Genomic DNA, 21,102 nt, shown 5'->3' with positions numbered 1-21,102 from the left:
ACGTCAACTCGTCCGCCCAACTTGGTAGCCGAAGCGCACAGTCACGCAGCATCTTCGGAGACAAGCAGCCTTCCTATGTGACAGCTAGCGTGGTTCGGCTCACGGCGCCGGATAGCCTCCGAGGGAACCAGGCTGAAGCAGTCGGACTGCCCGCAGAGAGGCGCTGGAGTTGTCACACATAGCCGATCACCGCTCTTCCTGTCGCCGGGGCGCAGTGTGACGCGCGACGACCTCATCGCCATGCTCCGCGAACAGACGTCGGCATGCGGTCCTGCGCGTAACGCTTTGATCGCCGGCTGACTTCGTCGTCTGGGACGGCCTGGTCCCGGCCAACCGGCACGCGGACGTCTTCCGCGGGTGAATGATCCACTCTTTGAAACGTGGCCACACGATCGATGGCCTGGCCGACAGCGTCGACATCCTCAAGCGGGCCGGGGAAGAGCTGCTTCGCACCGGATCCATCGACGCGGTGGACCGGTCATCCTGGTTCACGATCTCCCTGAACTCCACGGCGACAGTAGTGGTGGCCTGCCACGGCGGACGCCGACCCACCACCCCTCCCGAGTCGGCCGACGCCCCGGAGTGACAGCAAGCCTGCTTTTGTCGCAACTATCGTGCTTCGCTCAACACTGGTGAATTCGGCGGTCCAGATCCCTTGCCTTCAGAAGTCGAGGGACGGGCCCAGCGGTTCAGGTTGTTCTCTTTCTTCTGACCCTGACCGGTCGTCCTGTCCGACCCGCCGGTTGACCACCGTCAGCGAAACCCCAGCTCGCACCGGGTTTCCTGGCCATCCCGTCGACGGGCAACAGGAAACCCGTCGACCCTGGATATCCCCCGGGACAGGCTGATCCCCGTCAGCACGAAGACGACCTGCGGCGACGCAGGAGACCCACCAGGGGGAAACATGCGCAAGATGTTCAGTGCCGCAGCCATCGCGACCGCGACCGCCGCCGCAGCCGTGCTGAGTGTCGGCACGGCGGAGGCGAAGCCCGCCGCCGACTCCTGGGGCACCTGCCCCTCCGGAGCGGTCTGCATCTTCCCGGAAGGTGTGAACCCGGGTAACACCCAGACCAGCCCCACCAACACGTACTGGAGCTACGGGGCCCACAACCTCAGCGGCCAGTACGGCTGGCACTGGGTCTACAACAATCAGACCGGCGGCGCCCACGCCCACCTCTGCAAGGCCTACAACGGCGGCAACTGCGACGGCGACATGCGAGCCGGCGTGGCCTACTGGGTCGACCTGGGCCCCGTGAACTCCATCACTCTCGACCGCCCGTAACACCCAAGCCTCGGGGCCGGTATCGCTCACAGCGGTATCGGCCCCGCCGCGTGGCACGATGTCTCGGAATCCCCCTCCGGGAGCCTGGATCCGGACCGTAGGGGCGATGGCAGCGGCCTCGCCCGATCCATCCATCTGGCCCGGACCTGCCTCCATGCCATGACCATCGGCTGCGGCGCTCCAGAGTCTCGGGTGCCGGTGGTGATGCATGTGCGCTGTCCGGAGGGGCTGCCGGAGGAGCTGTACCGGCAGGTCCTGGATCAGCTGGGGGAGTTGTCGCCGGTGGTGCAGGCGCTGCCGCCCACTGCGGCGCTGGTCGACCTGCGCGACGCGCTGCGCTATCACGCCGCTACCGCCTCCCACCTCGCAGATGTGCTGCGGCTGCGGACGGTCTCCCGGTACGGCATCGACGTGCGCTTCGGCATCGGCCCGACCGTCGCCGTCGCCACGACCGCCTCCGCACAATTCCAGCGTCCGGGCGGCGTCCTGGCCATCGCCCCTGACGCCGACGCCGACTGGCTCGCCTTGCTCCCCGTCGGGGACCTGCACCGCATCGGCCCCCGCCACGCGGCCACCCTGAAGCGCTACGGCATCGACCGCGTCGGCCTGCTCGCCGTGCTTTCTCCGGCGACGGTCCAGCGGATGATCGGAGGGACGGCCGGCTTCATGGCCTTCGACCGGGCCCGCAGTACCGACCCCGCACCGTCACCCCACCTCTCCAGCCCGCCTCAACGACCGTCCGCCACCGCTTCCCCTACGACATCCACGACGGCGCCGCCGCCCGGGTGGCTCTGCTCGGTCTGGTCGTGCATCTCGGTGCTGAACTGCGCCGCCGCGGGCAGTCCGCGCGGGCCCTCACGCTCACGCTGTCGTTCGCCGACGGACCGGCATGGGAGAAAACGCGCCGTACGGTCGAGCCGCCGGCGCACGAGGACGACCTGCGCCTGCTCACCTACCAGGTGAAGGACGCCGCGGGTCCCAGCGGGGCCGGCTGACCGGACTCGCACTACGCGCCGAGGATTTGGTCACCGCCAGCCAGGTCGCCGAACAGCTCAGCCTCGATGCCGCGCGGCAGGCCCGCCTGGTGGCGGAGTCGGCCGCCGACCGGATCCGGGCCAAGTTCGGGCCCGGCGCGATCGGGCCGGTCGCCACCTACCGGCCCGCCTCCTGACCCCACCGGGCGTGGCCGCTCGTACGGGAGACGCCCGCCAGATTGGGCCGGGATGGGTGCATCCGGTCGGGGTGTGCGTAACAGTCCTCAACAGGCCGGACCTGCATGGTGGCGGCAGTCCTACGGTGAGAGCGGTCCTCCCGCCCCGGGCTCGCGGTGGTGTGAGGGCATGTCCCGCAGCAGAGCGAGCCTGCGGCATCACCAGCGCCGGGCTCGTCTTCCTCTCCCGCGGAAGCCGCCGACAGCCCGGACCGTCCCTTGGGGCAGCGATGCCGGAGCGCACCAGGCCCGGCTGCCAGGAGGGAGTGCTTCAGTGGCCGGACGGGGGACGCCACGGATCACGGGCACGCGGCCGCCGTCTGAGATGGCGGCCGCCGCCCGTTGCCGATCTCAGCGCGGCACGAACGGGCCGACCGCGAGAGTGCCGTCGTCGTCTTCAGGCCGCTCTGACAAGCGGGTGATCTTCACAGTCCGGGGCCGCTTCTATACGACCCGGTAGTCCCAAATGACGTCAGCCACTGGTAGGAGAGCTAGGCCGCATGAACCACCGCGCCGTACCGCGCCAGGACCCGGGCAGAGTCGTGGTCAAGAAAGTCTGACAGGCAGGGCAGTGGAACCCCCTTCCGTACCCGTCTTTACGGGGAACAAGGGAGGGCACTTTGAACGCCGACGATGAACGTGAGTTCCGCGAGTTCGTGGCGGCGCGGTCGCGATCGCTGCTGCACACGGCCTATCTGCTGACCGGGGACTGGGAGCAGGGCCGAGATCTGGTCCAAACCGCACTTGCCTCCACTGCCCGGCGTTGGTCACGGCTGCGCGACCGGCACCAGCCGGAGATCTATGTGCGCCGGGCGATCTACCACGCGCAGGTGGACCGCTTCCGACTGCTCAGCTGGGGACGGAAGACGGTCACCGACACCCTGCCGGACCCGCCGTCCGCGCAGGGCACCGCCTTGGTCGACAGCGTGGTCCAGCGGCAGGACATCATGGCCGCGCTGCGGCGGCTGCCCAGGCGCCAGCGCGCGGTGATCGTGCTGCGCTACTTCGAGGACCGGCCGGACTCCGAGACCGCCGCGATCCTGGGCATCGCGCAGGGCACCGTTCGCAGCCAGACCCACAAGGCCCTCGCCTCCCTCCGCGCCACCTTGGCCGAGGCAGAGCCGTCGGCCTCCTCCGCTGTCTCCGGAAGGGGTGACACCGCATGAACGACTCGACCGAACACCCGCTGCACGAGGCCTTGCATGCCCATGTCCGGGAGACCGGCGACCATGCCGTCGATCCCTATATGGTCGGCCTGGCCGACGGCGCGTTGCAGGTCGCCCGGCGGCGGCAACGGCTGGCCCGCGCCGGAGTCGGCATCGCCGCAGCCGCCGTACTCGCCACCGCCTGGGTGGCTGTCGCGAACGGCGCGACCCAGCGCGCGCATGTGGTGCAGCCCGCCACGGGTGAGACGGGGAAAGCCGAGAAGGTGGCGCTGATCTCCATCCTGCCGGTTACCTCGGTCACGGATACCGACTGCACTCCTGGCAGCGGGGGCTACAGCGTGCGCGCGGGCGCGACCCACCCAGCGATGTGCGTCCATGCTGACCGGGCCAGGGGTATGACCGATGTCCGCGCCGCCTCTGCCAAGGCCGCCCGAAGCACTCAGGTCGGCACCTGGCGGGTCGAGGTGACCCTCAGCCCCGCCGACCGGACCCGTTTCGCCGCCCTCACCGGTTCCATCGCAGCCCACTCGGCCCCGCGCAACGAATTCGCCATCGTCATAGACGGGAAGTTCTGGGGCGGGCCCTCCGTGACCTCCTCGATCACCGGCGGCCGTCTGGAAATCGTTGGGGTCTACGACGGAGACCTCACCAGCGCCACCGCCCAAGACCTCGCCCTCCGGCTGGATACCGGGAGGTGACCTGTTCCTCCCGGGGCAGGAGAGCGAGCCGGTCGGCGCGGTCCCCGGTGTGTGCGCGGACGGCCGCAGCCACCGGCTCGCTCATGGACCCGCTCTCCATCCCATGTACGAGCATGAGCCCGGACCGACGGGCATGTCCTACGTCGGGTACGAGCGGCGCGTGCTAGTGGGCGGCGAGCCCGAGAAAGTCCCAGGCCTGGACCCGGCGAACGTGATCGACACGGTGCCCGTGAGCAGCCCGGGCCACATTGGCGCCGACTGCGATGGCCGATCTCGCGCGCGCGGGATCGGTGACCCGACCGTGCCCGAGGGACGCATGCCGTGCCGTAGCTCTTTCCCCACGATCGTGCCGAGCCCCCGGCCGGTCGGAATACAGGCCACGTGCGAGGCAGTACGACCTCTGGGCTACCAAGGTGGCAGGCACAGCCGCGCTGACGAATGCAGCTCCGACCAGCGAAGATCCTGCCCTAGTCGTGCGAACGTGGTCGGGGCATGATCTCCGTTGTGCATGAGGACGAGAAGGCGCGCGGGAGCGCGTCGTACGCGCTGACCGAGACGGAGCACGGCCATGTCTGGGGCGTCTGCGCCGAGGTGGAGGGGCTGTTCGGAGGGTGCCGGCGCGGGACGTACGAGTTGTTCGGCTGGGTTCCGGAGGGATCCGGCGTGTCCGGCTGGGTCGGCAGCAGAGTGTGGCTGGTACCGGAGGATGAGGCATGCGATGCCTGGCTGCTGGAGGACGCGGAGAGTTCGGGTCAGCTCGTCGGGACGGACAGTTGGCTGCTCACCGGCCTGGACGACTACGAAGGCCCACCCGAGGGGTACAGGGGGCGCGTTCGCGTGCACGACGGGCATCGCTGGTTGGGCTCGTGCCGGGAGTTCACACGCATCATGTCGCCCGAGCAGGTACCCCCACCGATTGTCCTGCGAGGGCTCGTGCCGAGTGATCGGCTCAGGACAGCACTGGCGAAGGGCACCCGGCGGGCTCTGGACCTGGATGAGGCCGCGCTGGAGATACGGGACGGCCAAGGAGAGCTCCTCACCGATTGGCTGCTGTGGACCACGATCAGTGCCTGGCGCCCATCCTCTTGCGGGGCGGACCTGATCGACCTTGAGCTCGACGGAGGCCGCTTCACACCCGTCCCCGAATACGCCCGGTCGATCTGGGAGCAATGGCTCGCCGGACCACCGATCGTCGTGAACACCTGGGCCGGCCTCGACACTCGCCGCCGCGGGGCCTGGCATGACCTTGTACGCGAGCGGGGCTGCCGACGCTCCCACCGTGACCGGCCGGCCGGTCACGCCTACGAACTCGACGGCCGGTACGTCACCGACGAACCAGCCCTCTACCTGGCGCTCGGCGAGGCGGTCAACGGCCCCGGCGGCTACTTCGGCGGCTGCCTCACCGCCCTCGACGACTGCCTGCGCGGCACCTTCGGTTACACCGCCCCCGCCACCTTGCTCTGGCGAGACGCCGCGACCGCCCGCGAGCACCTGTCCCACGCCCTGACACCGGACGGTCAGCCCTACAACTTGTTCACCACAATCCTTGAAACCCTGGCCGAGGGCGGCATGGACGTCACCTTGGCATGATCTGCTGTCCGATCCCTCTGACGCTCTTTCTGCGCAAGCCCTGCAGCGGGCGAATCGTGCCAATTGGAGCGCTCAGCTGCACCTTAAATGGCTTGTCCCACGGTCGGTTGGCGACCAGGATCACCTCATGACGACCAGAAAGGGCAATGCCTTCTAGGCGCCCCGCTCCGCTCTCCTCCGCTCGCGCCCCGCCGTCGCCGCAGCGCATTGTCCGTTGGCTGTGACCGACCGCCCACTCAGGAGAGCCCACCGTGCAGAAGACCGTCCTCGTTCCCTACGCCCATCTGCCTCATGCGCACCATGACCGGCACGTTCTGACCAGTACTGTCGACATTTTCGGCACCGCCCACTGGCTGCTTGCCGACCGCGTTCCGCAGCCTGGCCACGCTCTCCGGCCCTTTGACGCGCTGGTCGTTTCCGTCGATCCGGACGGCAACGACGAACTCACCGAGCTGAGCGCCGTGCGAGCCCGCTGGCCGCACCTGGACTGCCTGCCCGACGGCGGGTTCGTAGTCGCCGCGTCTCGCGCCCGCCGAGACGAAGTTGCGAACCAGGTCCAGGTCTTCGACGCGCTCGGCCGTGAGACCTCGTCCTTTTCCGTCGGGGACGCCATCGAGCACCTGCTCGTGGACGAGGCAAGCCGTATCTGGGTCGGGCACTTCGACGAGAACCCGGTGGGAATCCGCTGCTGGAGCGCCACCGGCCGACTCACTTGGACATCAGACGACGCCGGCATCCCCGGCCTCTTCGACTGCTACGCCCTTAACGTGTCGGGCACCACCGCCTGGGCCTGCCCGTACACGGACTTCCCGCTCGTCGAGATACGCCCCGACCGCACCCATCGACCCGTGAGGGTGTGGGCGAACCCCGTACGAGGCTCCACAGCGGTGGCAGTCCACGGTGAGCGGGTCGCCTTCTACGGTGGCTACGGCGAAGAGCGGGACCGACTCGCCCATGGAGAGATCGTGGACACATCCGTCGAGCCATCGGACGCCGGCCTGCTCCTCCCGCCCGATGGCTCTGCCCCCGGCCGTCGGCGGGTCGTCGGCCGAGGAAGCAGGATCTACGTCCAGGCCGAGCCGTTCACCACCTGGGGCGTGTTCGACCTCAGCCGCTGACCCCCCTTCTGACCTCGCAGGGAGCAACGTGCCGCCGTCCTTCGTCCACGGGATCACCGAGTACGACCCTGCAGACCTGATGAACACGGCCACTACACCGGTGCAGAGGAGGCGGTTAGTGACCATGGGCTGGTCGAAGATGACACAGCTGTTCGCGGCCCCCGGCAGCCAGCTCATCCAGTGGAGTTGCGCCGACGCACACCCGGCAGCGGCCCAGGTCTGGACCGTGAGTTAGGCCGTTTCTGAGAAGCCCGCCGCTCAGCGTTCGGCAGGGCCTCTTGGCAGTTCCGGGTGGTAACGGCCGAATACCAGGGGACCCTGTTGCGGCGCTGCCGCGCGCTTGTGTGCGTGGGGCCCGATTCGCCGTCCGGGATGTTCCGGCGAGATCGATCACAGGAACCGAAACCGGCAGGAGTCCGTCATGCCGTCCTCGAAGACTCTGGTCGGTCGGCCTGGACGGACGCTCAGCACTTCTCGGGTTGCGCTGCTGCTGGGCGGCGACCGATGCGACTATCGAGCCGTTCGTGAGGGTGTAAGCGTCAAGTCGGCGGCCTGTACGGCGAGTTATGGGCACGGATCGAGCCGCCACGGTGGGCACTCTTCGCGCGGGCTTCCCCGTCGATGGCTGCTGGTCGACGCCCTGGTCGGCTGCCTCAGCCGGTGGTGGTGTCGAGTGCCAGGAGGCTTTCGGCGGTCTCGATGATGGTGTCCTCGACGGGGCGCGGCTTCCAGTCGAGGAGGCGCTGGGCCTTTTCCGAGGTGGCGTCGAGGTTCTTGCCTAGGAGTGCGCGGAGCGGTCGCAGTTCGGGTCGGACCAGGGAGAGGCCGCGCGCCGCCCAGACCGGCATCTCGCGGGTGGGGACGCGATCGGCCCGTTCCCCGAGGCGTCGGTGGAGGATCGCGGCGACGTCGCGGACCCACAGGCTCTGCCCCGACGTGGCGATGAACCGCTGTCCTGAGGCCGCCGGGTCGGTCATGGCGCGCAGGTGGAGGTCAGCCACGTCGCGTACGTCGACATAGCCGGAGGCGAACTTCAGGGCCACGGGCATCGAACCGTTCAGCATGCGCTGGATCAGTCCGAGGGACGGGGAGAAGTCGGGTCCCAGGACCGGGCCGAGGACGCCGGTGGGGTTCACGGTGGCGAGTTCCAGCCCGTTGCCCTGTTCCCTGATGAAGTCCCAGGCGGCGCGTTCCGCGAGGGTTTTCGACTTCTGGTACGGCTCGATGCCCGCGTCGACGTCCGTCCAGTCGTCCTCGGTGAACGGTCTGTCCCGGTCCGGATGGCCGTAGGCGACGGCACCGATCGCCGAGGTCAGGACCACGCGTTTCACGCCCGCGTCGCGGGATGCCCGCAGGACACACAGGACACCGTCGCGGGCCGGGGTGACCATCTCCTCGTCCGAGCGGGGGGTGCTGGTCAGGGTCGGGGAGGCGACGTGCAGGACGGCGTCGCAGCCCCGCACCGCCTCCGGCCAGCCCGCGTCCTTCGTCAGATCGGCGGGCACCACACGCAGCGGTGCGTCGGCCGGGGCTCCGCCCCGCTGCAGCATCGCCCGCAGTTCCGGTTCGCGCGACAGGCTGCGGACCGTCGTACGCACCGAGTGTCCGGCGTTCAGCAGTGCCAGGATGCACCAGCTGCCGATGTAGCCCGTACCGCATGTCACCAGTACTTCAGCCATGATTCGAGTCCTCCTTGACAGCGTTGGATGGGAGCCCGCGTCTCGTGGACGGGCGTCATGCGGGGATGAGCGTGGTGAGGCAGAACGGGTGGCCCGCGGGGTCCAGGAGGACCCGCCAGCGGTCCGGGGCGGGCTGGCCGGCGGCCTTGGTCGCGCCGGCGGCGAGCGCGAGCTGTTCGGCCGCTTCCAGGTCGGTGACGGCCACATCCAGGTGGAACTGCTTCGGCGTGCCGTCCGGCCACTGCGGCGGCCGGTGGTCGGGGACGCGGACGGTGACCAGGAGAAGTGCGCCCAGGTCCACCGCGCAGAAGCCGTCGGACTCGACGGTGATCTCGCCGCCGAGGGTCGCCGCCCAGAAGGCCGCGAGTGCTCGTGGATCGTCGCAGTCCAGGGACAGGGATCCCAGCCGGCCTACGGGTTCGGTCATGTCGACTCCTCGAGTCGTGGGGGCGCGGGTGCAGAGCCGGTCCGGGTCAGAGGTTGGCGTAGCCCGGGATCATGGCCTTGATGCGCTCCAGCTCGCGCTCGTCGGAGACGCCCTGGAAGTCGTGGCGGGGGGTGTACGGCATTTCGAGCCGCCGCGCCTCGGCGTCGGTGAGGTCGAGGTCGAGGGACGCCACCGCGTCGTCGATCTGCTGGACGGTGCGGGCGCCGACGAGGGGCGCGGCCACGACCGGGTTGCGGCGCAGCCAGGCGAGGGCGATCTGTGCGCGGCTGACGCCGCGGTCCTCGGCGACGGCGCCGACCGCGTCGATGATCTCGCGGTCGCTGTCGGCGTTGGCCTTGTACAGCAGGTCGGCGAAACCGCCGTCGGTGGCGGCGCGCGCACCGGTGTTGGCCTGGTCGAAGGGGCGGGCGAGACGGCCTCGGGCCAGCGGGCTCCACACCATGGTGGCGACGCCCTCGTCGGCGCAGAGCGGCAGCATCTCGCGCTCCTCCTCGCGGGCCAGGAGGTTGTAGTGGTCCTGCATGGTCGCGAAGCGTGCCCAGCCGTGCCGCTCCTGGAGGTGCAGGGCCTTGGCGAACTGCCAGGCGTGCATCGAGGATGCGCCGAGATAGCGGGCCTTCCCGGCCTTCACCACGTCGTTCAGCGCTTCCAGGGTCTCCTCCAGCGGGGTCCCGTTGTCGTACCGGTGGATCATGTAGACGTCGACGTAGTCGGTGCCCAGTCGTCGCAGGCTGGCGTCGATCTCGGACATGATCGCCTTGCGGGACAGGCCGCCGCCGTTGGGGCGGCCGGGGCGCATGGTGTGGCGGACCTTGGTGGTGATGACGACGTCGTCGCGGTTCGCGTAGTCCTTCAGGGCGCGGCCGAGGATCTCCTCGCTGGAGCCGTAGGAGTACATGTTCGCGGTGTCGAAGAAGTTGATGCCCGCTTCGAGGGCGTGCTTGATCAGGGGCCGGCTGGCTTCCTCGTCGAGGGACCAGACGGGGTGGCCGCGGTCGGGGTCGCCGTAGGTCATGGCGCCGACGGCCACGGGAGAGACATCGAGGCCGGTGCGGCCGAGTTTGATGTAACGCACGGGGGATCTCCTACAATGAGGGACGACACAATCGGAGAGTTCTCCGGTTGGCTCTCTCGACCGTAGCGGAGAGTTCTCCGCATCGCAATCGGAGCCAGTCGCCCGCACACTTCATCGCCCCATCGCCACCCCGACGACAGGAGGACCCATGTCCGAGCCCGCACGGCAGCGCGCTGACGCACTCAAGAACCGGGAGGCGATCCTCCAGGTCGCCCACGACGCCCTCACCGAGTCGCCCGACGTGTCGCTCAACTCGATCGCCAAGCGCGCGGGCGTCGGCCCCGGCACCCTCTACCGGCACTTCCCCACCCGCGAAGCGCTGCTCCTGGAGGTCCATCAGCACGGCATCGACCGGCTCACCGACACCGTGACGGAAGTCCTCGCCACCCAGCCCCCGCTGGAGGCGCTGCGCAGCTGGTTCACCACCCTGACCGGCTATGTGCGCATCAAGCACGGGCTCGGCGAAGCACTGCACTCCGCCGCCGCCCAGGAGGTCGTCAGCGCCTCCTGGCCCCCCGTCACCGCCGCCGTCCAACGCCTCCTCGACGCCTGCGTCGAATCCGGCGAGGTACGCCCCGGCATCGACCCCGTCGACGTGATCATGCTGCTCAGTTGCCTGTGGCGGACACCGGACAGCCCGGAGGGCGCCGCCCAGGCAGCCCGCCTCATGGACCTCGCGATCGACGGCTTTCGCCCACAACAGCACTGAACACGGCGCTGCGCAGCGATACCGTTCGGCCGTATCCGTGACGACCACGAAGCCGCTCGCCAGGGTGCAAGCGTCAAGTCGTGAGTCGTGGACGACGAGTTGGGTGTTGTTCGCGGCTGTGCCACCACCCAGGCCCGAGCGGGTACCGGGTCCTCGGCCGGTGCTGAAGCGATTGCCTCTGCAGGGGGAGCTTTTCGTGCTCTACACCGGGATCCCTTGGCAGCGGCTCTCGTTGGACTTCGGCTTCGTCTTTGGCTTCGGGCAGACCCCCTGTCGCGGGCTGGAGCGACGGCAGACGGCCGGAGCCTTCGACCGGCTGCACCGCATGCTGCGTCGCAAGTGAATACGGCTGGAGAACTTGGCCGGGGCCGCGCGGGCGTGGGACTCCTCCCGCACATTTCCAGCGCCGACCAGCAAGAACCAGCGGTCCCACCGCAAACACCGCGGCAGCGAGGGCGGCCGACCTGCTGGAACGAGGCTTCTACGATGGCTGTCGGGCTGCTGGTCATCCGGGCCCCCGGTCAGACGACTGGCCCTGTTCCGCCACCGAGCACCGCGTTTGCGTAGGCCCAGTGGCGAGGCCGCACGGAGCCCGGCCGAAGTTCACGGTCACCGCGTCCGTATGCGTTGATCAGGCCCCGCGGCTCTGGACGCTACCGGTGCCCGGGCTCCGGTACGCCGTCGGCGGTCGGCCGAGGAGTTTCTTGAACGCGGCTGTGTAGGCGGCGGGGTTGTCATAGCCCAGCATGGTCGCGACGCGCGTGACCGGCGTGCCGGTGCTGAGGTGCCGTAGGGAGTGCAGGACGCAGGCGCGTTGGCGCCACTGCGAGAAGCTCAGGCCGGTGTCGCGTCGGAAGAGGCGGGCGAGGGTGCGTTCGCTGATGTTGAGGACCGCGCACCAGCGTGCCGGCGGATCGTGGATGTCGGGCTTTCGCAGGAACGCCTCGCACAGGCCGCGCAGGCCGGGATCGGACGGCAGGGGCACGTCGAGCGGCAGAGGGGTGAGGTTCCTGAGCTCGTGGAGGATGAGGGTGGCGACCGCCGCGTCACGGCTGTGCTCGGGGTAGCGCGGCTCCATCTCGACGGCCTCCAGGATCAGCGTCCGCAGGAGGACGGAGACATCGACGGCCTGGCAACGGGCGGGAAACCACGGCACGGCGGCGGGCTCGATGTAGAGACTGCGGGTGCTGACCCCGGTCATCGTGACCTGATGCCTGGCCATGGGCGGGATCAGCACCGCACGGGCGGTGGGAATCGTCCAACTGCCGTCCGCCGTCTCGACCCGCATGACGCCGGTGGCTGCGTACAGGACCTGGGCACGCCGGTGCTCGTGCCGGACGAGCAGGTGGTCGTGGGGGTAGTCGGTGCCGATGGCCAGGACGGCACGGTCGAGGTCGTCCACCTCCGCGACGGGGATGTTGCGCATGCCGCGAGACTACGCGTCGTGTCCACTGCGCGTAGGAAGTAGGCAATTCATCGATTGCCCGTCACACCTCATGATCCCTACCGTCGTACCAGTGCTGACCTCCCTCTTCATCCTCCTGTTGTTCGGATGCCTGACCGGCATCACGACCGTGCTCTTCGGCTTCGGCGGGGGCTTCGTCCCGGTTCCTGTCGTCTACGGCGTCCTGAGCGTCACGGCGCGTCCGGGAGCGGACGCCATGCACGTCGCCGTGGCGACCTCGGCGGCGGTCATGGTCGTGAACGCCGGGGCGGCGACGCTGGCTCAGTGGCGTCAGGGCCGCCTGCGCCGCGCGTACGTCTGGCCGTTGGCGGCGTTCATCGCGCTCGGCGCCGCGGCCGGAGCCTTCGCCGCCACCTTGATCGACGGGACTGTGCTGCGCCTTCTCTTCGCCGCCTACCTGCTGGTGACGATCGCCGACAGTCTGCTGCGCAAGGGCTTCCTTTCTGTGGCGCACCGCACGCGTCCCGAGCCACTGGGCCGGGGCACCACCACCCTCGGCGGCACGGGCATCGGTCTGGTGGCTGCCGGACTCGGGGTGGGCGGCAGCGTCATGACGGTTCCCCTGCTGCGCCGCCGGGGCCTGCCCATGGCCGAGGCGACCGCCATGGCCAACCCGCTGAGCGTCCCGGTCGCCGTGGCCGGGACCCTCGTCTACGCCCTTGCCCCCACCACCCTGGCCGGTTCAGGACAGCTCGGTTACGTCGATCTCGGTGCGGGCGCCGCCCTGCTCTTCGGTTCGCTGCCGACCATCCTGCTGGCGCGACGGGTCACCGGCCGCGTCCCGGACCGTGTTCATTCGGCCGCTTACATCGCCCTGCTGGTGGTCGTCCTGATCGTGATGGTGGCCATCGGGGTATGACGTGCTGATCCAGACGAGATCCAGACGACGCCCTTCGTGTTGCGCCGCGGACGTGCCGCCGATGAGTTTTCGGTGGTGGTGCGGTCTGTCCGTTGACGAAGGGAGCGCACCATGCGCGAGATCATCGTTTGCACGTTCCTGACGCTGGACGGCGTCATGCAGGCGCCGGGTGGTCCGGACGAGGACGCCGAGAGCGGCTTCGAGCGCGGCGGCTGGCAGAAGCCGGTGGACGACGACGAGGTCGGCGCGGCCATCGCCGGTTGGTACGAGCACGCCGACGCGATGCTGCTCGGCCGTAAGACGTACGAGATCTTCGCGTCGTACTGGCCGACCGCCGATCCCGACAACCCGTTCACCAGTCGGATGAACGGCATGCACAAGTACGTGGCGTCTCGGACCCTGACGTCTGTCGAGTGGCAGAACTCCACGCTGCTGGAGGGCGATCTCGTCGCTGCCGTACGCGAGCTGAAGGCGTCCGACGGCGGTGCCATCAATGTCGTCGGCAGCGGCAACCTCGCCCAGACCCTCATGCGACACGGCCTGGTCGACGAGTACCGGCTGACCATCCATCCGGTGATCATCGGCACCGGCAAGCGGCTGTTCGCCGACGGAGCGATCCCTGCGGCTCTGGAGCCGGTCAGCGTTTCGGCGACGAAGGGCGGCACCATCGTCGGCGTCTATCGACCGAACGGTGAGCCTGCTTACGACAGCTACTAGGGCTTGGCCGGGTGTCATGTGGGGGAGTCGGCAAGTGAACGCCCGGGGCTGCCGCGATGGTGTGGCTTTCCCGCCACGCCGTACCGGATGCGGGATCGGCCGCGCCGCAGCCGCCCGCACCGCTATCCCGACCGACGCACGCGCCCAACGCGCTCCGAGGGGACCTGTCCTGAGACCGTCGCCCGCCCGCGCTCGGAGGTTCCCTGGCCGACGTACCGGGCCGAATCCTCACAGACGCGCTCGATAGACTCGCCGCATGGTCCGGTCGTCCCGTGGTGAAGTCAGTGTCGGGACATGGCGCCGCGAGGCGGGCACCGTGGTGCATCCGCCCGGCGCGTTTCCTGAAGTGACCGTGGAGCCGTTCGCCATCGCGGCCGGATTTCACGTGCCTCCCGTTCCCACGGAGTGGGCGCCGCACTCGCATGGCCTGCACGAGCTCGTCTGGGTGCGTGGGGGGACGTTGACGTCCCGGGTGGAGGACCGTGTCTTCACCGTGTGCGCGGGAGAGGGGCTGTGGATGCCCGCCGGAGTGGTGCACGGGGGGCGTGCCACGGCGGGCTCGGAGTTCCATCACGCGTTCTTCGCTCCTGAGCACGCGTCGTTCGCGTTCGCGTCCGGGGAGCCGACGGCGATCGCGATCACACCGTTGCTGGAGTCGTTGCTGACCCACCTCTACCGCACGGATCTCGACGCGGGGGCCAGGGCGCGGGCGGAGTCGGTCGTGTTCGACGTGATCCGGCCCGCGGAGCGGCAGTTCGCCCTGCGCCTGCCCGGCGACGCCCGCATCGACGCCATCGCCGAGGCGCTGCTGGACGATCCCGCCGACGGCCGTTCGCTGGAGGAGTGGGCGCGGTGGCTCGGTATGAGCGAGCGTACCGTCACGCGCGCGTTCCGCACCGCGACGGGGCTGTCCTTCGCGCAGTGGCGGCAGATGCTGCGAGTGCACCGGGCGCTGGTGCTGCTCTCCGAGGGCTTCGACGTGATGACGGTCTCCGAGACGCTCGGCTACGCGCAGCCCAGTTCCTTCATCGTCGCCTTCCGGCGGGTCATGGGCACCACACCGGGCGCGTTCTTCGGCGCGGGTGACGGCGGCCCGGGGAGTGTCCGGAATCCCGTATCGCCTGTCCACAACTCCTGATTGTCGACAGGGCGGCCGAAACATAAGCTGCAGGGACTTAGGTAACCCTTAGTTCGAATGCGGGCGGCGGGCGGTGCTTGTCGTGCCCGCCGGTCGAGGGTGCCGTAGTCCTTGCTCCTCCGACCGTCCGGATCCCTCGATGTTCACCAGTCTTTTCCGGCCCGCCGACCGCGTCGCCGCGGAACCGGCAACGCCGGTCGCCGCCCTCGACGGGCACGACCTCGTGCTGCGGTACGGCGGCAGAACGGTCGTCCACGGCGTCTCCATCGCCCTGGAACCCGGCCGCGCGACCGCCCTGGTGGGGCCGAACGGCAGCGGGAAGTCCACGCTCCTGCGCGCGCTCTCCAGGCTGCACAAGGTCGACGACGGCCGGATCACCCTCGGGCGCGCAACCGACGACGGAGCCGAACTCCGGCCCGGTGTCGACACCGACGGGCCGCGCGTGCGCGACGCGGCGCTGCTCAGCGCCCGTCAGTTCGCCCGCGAAGTCACGCTGTTCTCGCAGTCGCGGCCCGCGCCCCAGGGGCTGACGGTCACGGAGGTCGTCGCGTTCGGCCGCCACCCGTACCGGCGCGGCTTCGCCGGGCCCAGTGCCGAGGACCGCGCCGCCGTCGACCGCGCCATGGGCGTCACCGGCGTACGGGGCATGGCCGACCGGCCGGTCGGCGAACTGTCCGGCGGCGAGATGCAGCGGGTCTGGCTCGCCGCCTGTCTCGCCCAGGACACCGGCGTCGTCCTGCTGGACGAACCGACCAACCACCTGGACCTGCGCTACCAGGTCGAGACGCTCGACCTCGTGCGCGATCTGGTCGAGGACCACGGCATCGCGGTCGGGATCGTGCTCCACGACCTCGACCAGGCGTCCCGCGTCGCGGACACGCTCGTCCTGATGCGCGCGGGCCGTGTGCACGCGATGGGCGAACCCGCCGACGTCCTCACCGCCGAGAACATCCGTGAGGTCTACGACATCGGTGTCGAGGTCGGCGTCGACCCGCGCACCGGCCGGCTCCGCATCGACCCGATCGGCCGGCATTCCGTCTGAACCGGCATCCCGTCTGAACCGGCGTCTCCGCCGCCGCGCTCACTCGCAGGAACACCCGCAGGAACACCCGCAGGGACACCGCGGGACATCAAGAAAGAGGCTTGTTCATGAACCGTGCCCACCGTCTGGTGGCATCGGCCTCCGTGGGGCTCTTCGCCCTCTCGGTATCCGCCTGCGGCACGACCGATGTCGACAAGGTCGAGGCGGGCACCACGGCCAGTGCCTCGCCGGCGTCGAAGAGCTGTGCCGACGACACCACGACCACCTCGACGAAGCCGGTCACCTTCACCGACGGCGTCGGCCGGAAGATCACGCTCGCCAAGCCCGCGAAGCGGATCGCCGTCCTGGAGTGGCAGCAGGTCGAGGACGCGCTGACCCTGTGCGTCACCCCCACCGCCGTCTCCGACAAGAAGGGGTACAGCACCTACGTCAGTGCCGAGAAGCTGCCCAGCGGTGTGACCGACATCGGTAACCGCGGGGAGCCCGACCTCGACAGTCTCTACGCCACGAAGCCAGACCTCATCGTCGTCGAGGCGTTCAAGGCGAACGACGAGACCCTCGTGAAGCTGGAGAAGCGGGGCGTTCCCGTGATCGCCACGAAGGGCGCCGACCCGAAGGACCCGCTCGGCAACATGAAGAACGTGTTCAGCATGATCGCCAAGGCGACGGGACGCACCGAGCGCGCCGACCAGGTGCTCAAGCAGTTCGACCAGCACCTCGCGGCGGCGAAGCAGAAGGTCGCCGACGCCGGCCTCCCGACGAAGAAGTTCCTGTTCTTCGACGGCTGGCTGGAGAGCGGCAACCTGGTCATCCGCCCCTACAGCAAGGGGGCCCTCTTCACCCAGATAGGCGAGGAACTCGGCATGACCCCCGCCTGGACCGACACCATCAACAAGGCTCACGGCGACGGCGGCGTCGACCCCTCCTACGGCCTCGCACAGACCGACGTCGAGGGACTCACCTCGGTGGGTGACGCCAACCTCTTCTACTCCGCCGACGAGGGCGCCGACGGCTATGTCGCCGCGCTGAAGAAGAACCCGCTCTGGAAGAGCATGCCGGCCGTGAAGGACGGGCGCGCGCACGCGTTCCCGTCCGGTGTGTGGGGCGCGGGCGGCCCGCTCTCCTGCGAGCAGGCCATCGACGCGTACGTCGACGTACTCGACAAGTGAGCACATCGACACGGGAGCCGGTGAAGGCGCCGCCGGGCGAAGCGTTGCCGCAAGGCGGCGGCCCCACCGGGGCGGCCGTCCTGGGTGTGCTGCTCCTCCTGACCGTCCTGGTGGGCATGTGGCACCTGACGCAGGGGACATCGGGCGTCGGCGTCGGCGACCTGGTGCACTACTTCGCCGGGAAACGGCAGACCGGCGCCGGGGCGCCGGTCGGTGAGATCCTCACCGGCTCGCGCCTCCCGCGCCTGCTGGCGGGCGTGGCCGTGGGCTTCGCCCTCGGCTCGGCCGGCACACTGCTCCAGTCCGTCACGCACAACGCGCTCGCCTCGCCCGACACCCTCGCGGTCACCTCCGGGGCCTACGTGACGCTCACCGCCGTCGCGGCCTTCGGCATCTCCGTCCCCCTGTGGGCGTCGGGCGCCGTCGCCTTCGCCGGCGGTCTCGTCGCGGCCGCCCTCGTACTGCTCCTCGCGGGACGGGCCTCCGGCACCTCGGGCACCCGTCTCATCCTCGCCGGATCGGCGATGGCGATGGCACTGGACGCGGTGAGCGGGATGCTCCTGATCCTGTTCAAGCAGAACACGATCGGTCTCTTCGCCTGGGGGAGCGGTTCGCTCTCGCAGATGAACATCGACGCGTCGCTCCGCGCGTTCCCCGTCATGGCCGTGGTGCTGTGCGTCGCGCTGGCACTGTCGCGGCGGCTCGACGTGATGAACCTCGGCGACGACACCGCGTCCACCCTCGGCGTGCCGATCCGGACGACCCGCGTGACCGCCGTGGTCTGCGCGGTCGTCCTGACCGCCACGGCGGTGACCCTCGCGGGCCCGATCTCCTTCGTCGGCCTCGGCGCGCCCGTCCTGGCCCGGCTGATCGCCGGGCGGGCCCGGGCACTGCGCCGGCACCTCCTGCTCATTCCGGCGGCCGGACTGCTCGGCGCGCTGCTCATCCTTCTCGCGGACGCGACCCTGCGCGCGATCCAGGGTGCGAACGGCGCCGCCTCCATCCCCACCGGTGTACCGACCGCGCTGCTCGGCTCCGTCGTGATCGTGGTCCTCGCCCTGCGTCTGCGTGGCACCGGGGAACTCAGGCAGCCGCCTCACGTGCGGGTCGCCGTACGCTCGCGCCGGGGTTTCCTTCTCGTCGTGTCCGGCGCGGTCGTCCTCCTGTTCGCGGCGGTCCTGGTGGCGACCCTGGCGGGCAGCATCTGGCTGCGGACCGGTGACATCGGCCTGTGGCTGCGCGGGGCTGCCCCGGAACTGATCGGGCAGGCGCTCGACGACCGGGTCCCGCGGGTGACGGCCGCGGTGCTCGCCGGCGCGGCACTCGGACTGGCCGGATGCGTCGTGCAGGGCGCGGTCCGCAACCCGCTGGCCGAACCGGGCGTGCTCGGCATCACGGCGGGCGCCGGACTGGGCGCGGCAGCCGTCGTCACGTCCGGCATGCCCGGCGGGCGGCCCGTGCTCGTCGCGGTCGCCGTCGCGGCAGGCCTCGCCACGTTCGCGCTGATCACCCTGCTCTCCTGGCGCGGCGGCTTCCTGCCCGACCGGTTCGTACTGATCGGCATCGGCTGTGGGTACGGCATCAGCTCCGTCACCACCTTCCTGCTGCTGCGCGCCGACCCGTACGACACACCGCAGCTCTTCACCTGGCTCTCCGGTACGACCTACGGCCGTGAGTTCCCCGACGTCGTACCGGTGGCGGTGGCCCTCGCGCTGGCGCTTCCGGTGCTGATCGCGATGCGCGGCAGGCTCGATCTGCTCGCCGTCGACGAGGACACCCCACGCATCGTCGGCGTCAGGGTGGAGCGCACGCGCTTCGCGGCACTGGCGATCGCCGCCGTCCTCGCCGCGCTCAGCGTGGTCGCCGTCGGCGTCGTGGGTTTCGTAGGTCTCGTGGCCCCGCACCTCGCCCGGTCCCTGGTGGGCGCACGGCACGGGCGCTCGATCCCGGTCTCGATGCTGCTCGGCGGCGTGCTGGTGTGCGTGGCCGACACCCTCGGGCGCACGGTCGTCGCGCCGGCCCAGGTACCGGCGGGCCTCATGATCGCCCTGGTCGGCGGCCCGTACTTCATCTGGGTGCTCCGGAAATCCCGCGCATGACGACGGGAGCGCACACGGCGCTCCTTCACCGTCGCCCCGTCCCGCCCTCACCGACCCGCCAGGAGTACCGCGCATGCCGTCGTCCCCGCAGGAAGCGCCCGCCGAACGCACCGTCGTGCCGTTCGACCCCGACACGCTGCCCGACTCGTTGCGACGGCTCGGGCACCGTGACGTGCTGGAGCGGTGGCAGGCGGTGGACCGCTCGGCCCACGGCGCCCACATCGTCGCCGTCGGGAACGCCAGGGGCGGCGACGAGGCGCTCTGGGCCGGCGCGGCCCTGGTCACGGCACGCCCGCACACGGCCTACCTGAAGATCGTCGACGCCGTGGGCGACGTACCGGCGGCCGTCGCTGCCGTCGTGGAGCACGCACGTGCCCGGGCCTGCGTACAGGTCAAATGGGAAGGCTGGACGGCACACCCCGAGGACGTCGCCGCCGCGGGCTTCACCGCCCTGCGGCCCCCACTCGCGGACGGCACCGGGGAGGCGGTCGGGCCCGCGTCCGGCTACGTCCGCTGGCTGCACACCGGCCCGGCGGTGACCGAGCCTCCGTACTACCGGCAGACCACGCACTTCTCGTGCGGTGCCGTGACCGCGCTCGTCGCCCAGGCGCACGCGGGCCTGCTGCCGGCTGAATCGCTGGACCGGCGCGCGGAGTTGACGCTGTGGCGGGACGCGACGAACTTCCCCTCGTGCGAACCCGTCGGACTGGGCGTCGCCGTGCGCCGGGCCTGGCCGTCGTCGTCGTCTGTGGTCGTCCACCTCGACGTGGACCGGCCCGTCCTGCTCGACCACTTCCCGGAGACCGAACAGGAGTGGCGTGCCCACCTCCAGCGCATGTCCCGTGCGGACGCGGCACGGATCGGTGTACCGATCGCAGCGCAGGCCCTGCCCCTGACCGGAATACGGAGCGCGATCGAGCGACGTGAGCGTGTGCTCCTGCTGATCTCACTCGCTGGGATGCAGGGCTTCGACGTACCGCACTGGGTGTTCTGCCACGGCACGGTGCACGGGGCCGTCGTCATCGAGGACCCGTGGGCCGGTACGACGACGGGGGACACCTGGGTCGACGCCCACCTGTTGCCCATCGCCGACGAGTCCCTCGCCACGATGTCGGCCGCACCGCCGGACGGCTTCCACGGCGCCGTACTCATCGGCGACGGACCGGGGCCGCGTTCCGTCGCCTCCCTTCCGGAACCCACCGACGAGGAGGACGGGCAGCGCCCGTAGAACCTCCCTTGTGCTGCGGGACGGGGCGTCACCGGGAGCCGGCCGGTCGGGTCTCCTGCCGCGACGGGGGTTCCGCTTCGGCCGTCGCGTTGTGCCGTGGGAGTTCGGCCAGTCCGGAGACGCCGTCGCTGTGTCCCGGCCCCGCGGCCATCGCCTGGGCGACGAGCTGGTGGTTTGCCTCCTGCTGGACCATGGGGCGCTCCCACGGACGCTGCCAGGTAGTCGATGAGTGCCAAGTCCTTGGCGACCAGGGACGGTGCCATGTGGATGGCCGCTTCGCGGCGGTGCCCCTATCTCGGTTGAGCCGTCCCGGCACGACGTCCCCGTCACGCCCGCGTGCGTCGCTGTCCGGGCCCGGTTCGAAGGCCGCACGGTGAGCATGGAGAAGGCATGCCCACGCGCAACACCAC

Annotated in this window: 22 protein-coding genes; 17 read left to right on the top strand and 5 right to left on the bottom strand. The window is 70.1% G+C overall.

What is annotated here, in order from left to right:
* The first annotated feature begins 373 nt into the window (after positions 1 to 373).
* From OHT77_RS01420 to OHT77_RS01385, 8 genes are all read left to right on the top strand, one after another.
* Positions 374 to 586 (top strand): hypothetical protein, encoded by a 213-nt coding sequence (locus tag OHT77_RS01420; protein ID WP_328826050.1) that lies wholly within the window; start codon positions 374 to 376, stop codon positions 584 to 586.
* Positions 587 to 904: 318 nt separating this feature from the next.
* Entirely contained in the window at positions 905 to 1,282 is a 378-nt protein-coding gene (locus OHT77_RS01415) for a hypothetical protein (RefSeq protein WP_328826049.1), read from the top strand.
* 785 nt (positions 1,283 to 2,067) lie between these two features.
* A complete protein-coding gene (locus OHT77_RS01410; protein ID WP_328826048.1) occupies positions 2,068 to 2,277 on the top strand; it encodes a DinB/UmuC family translesion DNA polymerase in 210 nt (69 codons plus the stop codon).
* 26 nt (positions 2,278 to 2,303) lie between these two features.
* Positions 2,304 to 2,453: a hypothetical protein gene (locus OHT77_RS01405; protein ID WP_328826047.1), complete on the top strand. Its 150-nt coding sequence runs from the start codon at positions 2,304 to 2,306 to the stop codon at positions 2,451 to 2,453.
* A gap of 659 nt (positions 2,454 to 3,112) precedes the next feature.
* The gene (locus OHT77_RS01400; protein WP_328826045.1) at positions 3,113 to 3,658 is read left to right on the top strand and encodes a SigE family RNA polymerase sigma factor; all 546 of its coding nucleotides are present in this window, start codon (positions 3,113 to 3,115) and stop codon (positions 3,656 to 3,658) included.
* Entirely contained in the window at positions 3,655 to 4,356 is a 702-nt protein-coding gene (locus OHT77_RS01395) for a SecDF P1 head subdomain-containing protein (RefSeq protein WP_328826044.1), read from the top strand. Before OHT77_RS01400 ends, OHT77_RS01395 begins: the two co-directional genes overlap by 4 nt.
* A gap of 492 nt (positions 4,357 to 4,848) precedes the next feature.
* Positions 4,849 to 5,946, top strand: a complete 1,098-nt coding sequence (locus OHT77_RS01390) for a barstar family protein (RefSeq protein WP_328826043.1) — start codon at positions 4,849 to 4,851, stop codon at positions 5,944 to 5,946.
* Between the two features lie 251 nt (positions 5,947 to 6,197).
* The gene (locus tag OHT77_RS01385; RefSeq protein ID WP_328826042.1) at positions 6,198 to 7,064 is read left to right on the top strand and encodes a hypothetical protein; all 867 of its coding nucleotides are present in this window, start codon (positions 6,198 to 6,200) and stop codon (positions 7,062 to 7,064) included.
* A gap of 653 nt (positions 7,065 to 7,717) precedes the next feature.
* Here the strand turns inward: OHT77_RS01385 and OHT77_RS01380 are convergent.
* From OHT77_RS01380 to OHT77_RS01370, 3 genes are read right to left on the bottom strand one after another with little or no spacing between them, the layout of a single operon-like run.
* Positions 7,718 to 8,743 carry an SDR family oxidoreductase gene (locus tag OHT77_RS01380; protein ID WP_328826041.1) on the bottom strand — a complete coding sequence of 342 codons (1,026 nt, stop codon included), beginning with the start codon at positions 8,741 to 8,743 and terminating at the stop codon, positions 7,718 to 7,720.
* Between the two features lie 55 nt (positions 8,744 to 8,798).
* Positions 8,799 to 9,170: a VOC family protein gene (locus OHT77_RS01375; protein ID WP_328826040.1), complete on the bottom strand. Its 372-nt coding sequence runs from the start codon at positions 9,168 to 9,170 to the stop codon at positions 8,799 to 8,801.
* Positions 9,171 to 9,216: 46 nt separating this feature from the next.
* The gene (locus tag OHT77_RS01370) at positions 9,217 to 10,266 is read right to left on the bottom strand and encodes an aldo/keto reductase (RefSeq protein ID WP_328826038.1); all 1,050 of its coding nucleotides are present in this window, start codon (positions 10,264 to 10,266) and stop codon (positions 9,217 to 9,219) included.
* A 148-nt stretch (positions 10,267 to 10,414) separates the two neighbouring features.
* Between OHT77_RS01370 and OHT77_RS01365 the strand changes: the two genes are divergently transcribed.
* Entirely contained in the window at positions 10,415 to 10,975 is a 561-nt protein-coding gene (locus tag OHT77_RS01365; RefSeq protein ID WP_328826037.1) for a TetR/AcrR family transcriptional regulator, read from the top strand.
* A gap of 196 nt (positions 10,976 to 11,171) precedes the next feature.
* On the top strand, positions 11,172 to 11,318 hold the full coding sequence (locus OHT77_RS01360) for a hypothetical protein (RefSeq protein WP_328826036.1): 147 nt from the start codon (positions 11,172 to 11,174) through the stop codon (positions 11,316 to 11,318).
* A 288-nt stretch (positions 11,319 to 11,606) separates the two neighbouring features.
* Here the strand turns inward: OHT77_RS01360 and OHT77_RS01355 are convergent, their stop codons facing one another.
* Positions 11,607 to 12,401, bottom strand: coding sequence for an AraC family transcriptional regulator (locus OHT77_RS01355; RefSeq protein WP_328826035.1), 795 nt, complete (start codon positions 12,399 to 12,401; stop codon positions 11,607 to 11,609).
* Between the two features lie 91 nt (positions 12,402 to 12,492).
* Here OHT77_RS01355 and OHT77_RS01350 point away from each other — a divergent pair, with 91 nt between their 5' ends.
* From OHT77_RS01350 to OHT77_RS01320, 7 genes are all read left to right on the top strand, one after another.
* Positions 12,493 to 13,299, top strand: a complete 807-nt coding sequence (locus tag OHT77_RS01350; protein WP_328826034.1) for a sulfite exporter TauE/SafE family protein — start codon at positions 12,493 to 12,495, stop codon at positions 13,297 to 13,299.
* Between the two features lie 111 nt (positions 13,300 to 13,410).
* Complete coding sequence (locus OHT77_RS01345; RefSeq protein ID WP_328826033.1) at positions 13,411 to 14,016, top strand: dihydrofolate reductase family protein; 606 nt, start codon at positions 13,411 to 13,413, stop codon at positions 14,014 to 14,016.
* A gap of 256 nt (positions 14,017 to 14,272) precedes the next feature.
* Positions 14,273 to 15,154, top strand: a complete 882-nt coding sequence (locus OHT77_RS01340) for a helix-turn-helix domain-containing protein (RefSeq protein WP_328826032.1) — start codon at positions 14,273 to 14,275, stop codon at positions 15,152 to 15,154.
* Positions 15,155 to 15,293: 139 nt separating this feature from the next.
* A complete protein-coding gene (locus OHT77_RS01335; protein ID WP_328826031.1) occupies positions 15,294 to 16,196 on the top strand; it encodes an ABC transporter ATP-binding protein in 903 nt (300 codons plus the stop codon).
* 107 nt (positions 16,197 to 16,303) lie between these two features.
* A complete protein-coding gene (locus OHT77_RS01330; RefSeq protein ID WP_328826030.1) occupies positions 16,304 to 17,365 on the top strand; it encodes an iron-siderophore ABC transporter substrate-binding protein in 1,062 nt (353 codons plus the stop codon).
* On the top strand, positions 17,362 to 19,464 hold the full coding sequence (locus OHT77_RS01325; protein WP_328826029.1) for an iron ABC transporter permease: 2,103 nt from the start codon (positions 17,362 to 17,364) through the stop codon (positions 19,462 to 19,464). The genes OHT77_RS01330 and OHT77_RS01325 overlap by 4 nt, the downstream gene beginning before the upstream one ends.
* A gap of 73 nt (positions 19,465 to 19,537) precedes the next feature.
* A complete protein-coding gene (locus OHT77_RS01320) occupies positions 19,538 to 20,692 on the top strand; it encodes a peptidase C39 family protein (RefSeq protein ID WP_328826028.1) in 1,155 nt (384 codons plus the stop codon).
* Positions 20,693 to 20,720: 28 nt separating this feature from the next.
* On the opposite strand, the gene OHT77_RS01315 is transcribed toward OHT77_RS01320, so the two are convergent.
* Entirely contained in the window at positions 20,721 to 20,885 is a 165-nt protein-coding gene (locus OHT77_RS01315) for a hypothetical protein (RefSeq protein ID WP_328826027.1), read from the bottom strand.
* Positions 20,886 to 21,102 lie beyond the last annotated feature (217 nt).

The sequence above is a fragment of the Streptomyces sp. NBC_00252 genome (assembly GCF_036187565.1).
Taxonomy (GTDB): Bacteria; Actinomycetota; Actinomycetes; order Streptomycetales; family Streptomycetaceae; genus Streptomyces.
This window is presented reverse-complemented; position numbering and strand designations above follow the sequence as displayed.